Origin of the sequence: Streptomyces sp. NPDC005899 (assembly GCF_040629645.1) — a bacterium.
Lineage (GTDB): Bacteria > Actinomycetota > Actinomycetes > Streptomycetales > Streptomycetaceae > Streptomyces.
The window spans coordinates 1-2,837 of record NZ_JBEXWB010000547.1 but is presented as its reverse complement, the minus strand read 5'-3'; the positions used below and the strand labels follow the sequence as shown (position 1 = coordinate 2,837).

Here is a 2,837-nt window from a genome sequence, read left to right as displayed (position 1 = left end):
CTCCCGGCCCCCCGCGGGCCCTGCGGGCCGCCAGGAGGCACCCACGGCCCAGGAGGGGCCGCCACCGCCCGGTGCCGGGAGCCCCCCGCGCGCCGCCGAGGCGGCCCAGGCCGCCGGCGGCGGCCGGTTCACCGTCCGGCTGGTCAACTTCGAGGGCCCCTTCGACCTCCTGCTCCAACTCATCTCCAAGCACAAACTCGACGTGACGGAAGTCGCGCTCTCCCGGGTCACCGACGAGTTCATGGCCCACATCCGGGCCATGGGCGCGGAGTGGGACCTCGACCAGACCACCGAGTTCCTCGTCGTGGCCGCCACCCTGCTCGACCTGAAGGCGGCCCGGCTGCTGCCGACCGCGGAGGTGGAGGACGAGGCCGACCTCGCCCTCCTGGAGGCGCGCGACCTGCTGTTCGCCCGGCTGCTGCAGTACCGCGCCTACAAGCGCGTCGCGGAGATCCTCAGCGACCGGCTCGACGCGGAGTCCCGCAGCTACCCCCGCACCGTGGGGCTGGAACCCGAGCACGCCGCGCTGCTGCCCGAGGTCGTCATCAGCATCGGCCCGGAGGGCTTCGCCCGGCTCGCCGTGAAGGCCATGCAGCCGAAGCAGAGACCGCAGGTGTACGTCGACCACATCCACGCGCCCCTGGTCAGCGTGCGCGAGCAGGCGGAGATCGTGGTGGCGCGGCTGCGCGCGGAGGGCGAGATCAGTTTCCGGGCGCTCACCGCGGACGCGGCGGACACGCTCACCGTCGTGGCCCGCTTCCTGGCGCTCCTGGAGCTCTACCGGGAGAAGGCCGTCGCCCTCGACCAGGAGGAACCGCTCGGCGACCTCCTCGTACGCTGGGCCGGCGGCGCAGGGGCGCGGCCGGTCGTGACCGACGAGTTCGACCGGGAGACGCGCGAGGCAGGGGAGGACGCGGACGCATGAGTACCGACGCAGGAGCGCGCGGGAGCGGGGTGGCGGGCCTCGACCTCAAGCCCGCGCTGGAGGCCGTCCTCATGGTCGTCGACGAGCCCGCCACCGAGGACCACCTCGCCAAGGTGCTGGAACGGCCCCGCAGGGCCGTCGCGGACGCCCTGCGGGAGCTGGCCGACGAGTACACCGTCCAGCGCCGCGGATTCGATCTGCGGCTCGTCGCCGGGGGCTGGCGCTTCTACTCCCGCCCCGCCTACGCGGAGGCCGTGGAGGGCTTCGTCCTCGACGGCCGGCACGCCCGGCTCACCCAGGCGGCACTGGAGACCCTGGCGGTGGTGGCCTACCGGCAGCCGGTGAGCCGGTCGAGGGTCTCGGCGGTGCGCGGAGTGAACTGCGACGGCGTGATGCGGACCCTCCTCCAGAGGGGTCTGGTCGAGGAGGCGGGCGCGGAACCCGAAACAGGTGCGATCCTGTACAGGACGACGAACTACTTTCTGGAGCGCATGGGCCTGCGAGGCCTGGACGAGCTCCCGGAGCTCGCGCCCTTCCTCCCGGAGGCGGACGCGATCGAGGCTGAGACGCCAGAGGGTGTGCCGTCGTTCGATCCGGACGCACCGGACACCCCGGAAACTCACGCAGACGACAAGACGGATTTTTGATGCGAAGCAGTGGCAGCAACAGCGGAAGCGGCAGCGGCAAGAGCGGCGGCAACCGGAACCCCCGGGGTGGCTCGGGCGGCTCCGGCGGCTCCTTCCGGCCGAAGGCCGCAGGAGGCGGGCAGGGCGCGGGACGCTCCGCGGGGCGCGACGACAAGCAGGAGCAGCGCCCCCGCCGGCCCCGTCCGGAGGAGCGCCGCTACGACGTGGGCTCCGACAAGCCCGGCGGCGACGGCGGCCCCCGCAAGGGCCGTGGCAGCGCGGCGCGCGGTGGGGCCAAGGGCGGCCCGAAGCCCGCACAGAACGTGAGCAAGGGCGGCCGGCGCCAGGGCGCCCCCGCCCGCCCGCGCGAGCTCGACGCCAAGATCGAGCAGCGCAACCGCGACCGGTACGCGGAGAAGCCCGAGATCCGCACGCCGAAGACGCACCCGGGCGCCGAGCAGGAGGGCGAGCGGCTGCAGAAGATCCTCGCCCGCGCCGGCATGGGTTCGCGCCGGGCGTGCGAGGAGCTGATCGAGCAGGCCCGCGTCGAGGTGAACGGCGAGATCGTCCTCGAGCAGGGCAAGCGCGTCGACCCGCAGAAGGACGAGATCAAGGTCGACGGCCTCACGGTCGCGACCCAGTCCTACCTGTTCTTCGCGCTGAACAAGCCGGCCGGTGTCGTCTCCACCATGGGTGACCCGGACGGCCGCCAGAACCTCGGTGACTACGTCAACAACCGCGAGACCCGGCTCTTCCACGTCGGCCGGCTCGACACCGAGACCGAGGGCATCATCCTGCTCACCAACCACGGTGAGCTGGCCCACCGTCTGACGCACCCCAAGTACGGCGTGAAGAAGACCTACCTGGCCGCCATCCAGGGACCGCTCCCGCGGGACCTCGGCAAGCGGCTCAAGGACGGCATCCAGCTGGAGGACGGCTACGCCCGCGCCGACCACTTCCGGGTCGTCGAGAACACCGGCAAGAACTACCTGGTCGAGGTGACCCTCCACGAGGGCCGCAAGCACATCGTCCGCCGGATGCTGGCCGAGGCCGGCTTCCCGGTCGAGCGGCTCGTGCGCACCTCGTTCGGCCCGATCCCGCTGGGTGACCAGAAGTCCGGCTGGCTGCGCCGCCTGACCAACACCGAGGTCGGCATGCTGATGCGCGAGGTCGGCCTGTAGGCCCCACCGGCACCGAACGGCCCGCGGCCGGTTCCTGGTTCGTCCGCCGCCAGGATGCCGGCCACCGGGCCGTGCGCGGCGGCGAACTCCTCCAGGCGGGACCGG

The 2,837-nt window shown here is 72.8% G+C and carries 3 protein-coding genes; all 3 read left to right on the top strand.

Features of this window, described 5'->3' with window-relative positions; genetic code table 11:
* A partial coding sequence (locus ABZ371_RS31225) for a ScpA family protein (RefSeq protein WP_358686011.1) occupies positions 1-925 on the top strand: 925 nt, incomplete at its 5' end.
* Entirely contained in the window at positions 922-1,572 is a 651-nt protein-coding gene (gene scpB / locus ABZ371_RS31220; RefSeq protein WP_358686008.1) for an SMC-Scp complex subunit ScpB, read from the top strand. The genes ABZ371_RS31225 and scpB, both read left to right, overlap by 4 nt.
* The gene (locus ABZ371_RS31215) at positions 1,572-2,732 is read left to right on the top strand and encodes a pseudouridine synthase (RefSeq protein WP_358686006.1); all 1,161 of its coding nucleotides are present in this window, start codon (positions 1,572-1,574) and stop codon (positions 2,730-2,732) included. Before scpB ends, ABZ371_RS31215 begins: the two co-directional genes overlap by 1 nt.
* Positions 2,733-2,837 lie beyond the last annotated feature (105 nt).

Coding starts and splice junctions, on each gene's coding strand:
- scpB (WP_358686008.1), top strand. CDS start 922: ATGAGTACCGACGCAGGAGCGCGCGGGAGCGGGGTGGCGGGCCTCGAC.
- ABZ371_RS31215 (WP_358686006.1), top strand. CDS start 1,572: ATGCGAAGCAGTGGCAGCAACAGCGGAAGCGGCAGCGGCAAGAGCGGC.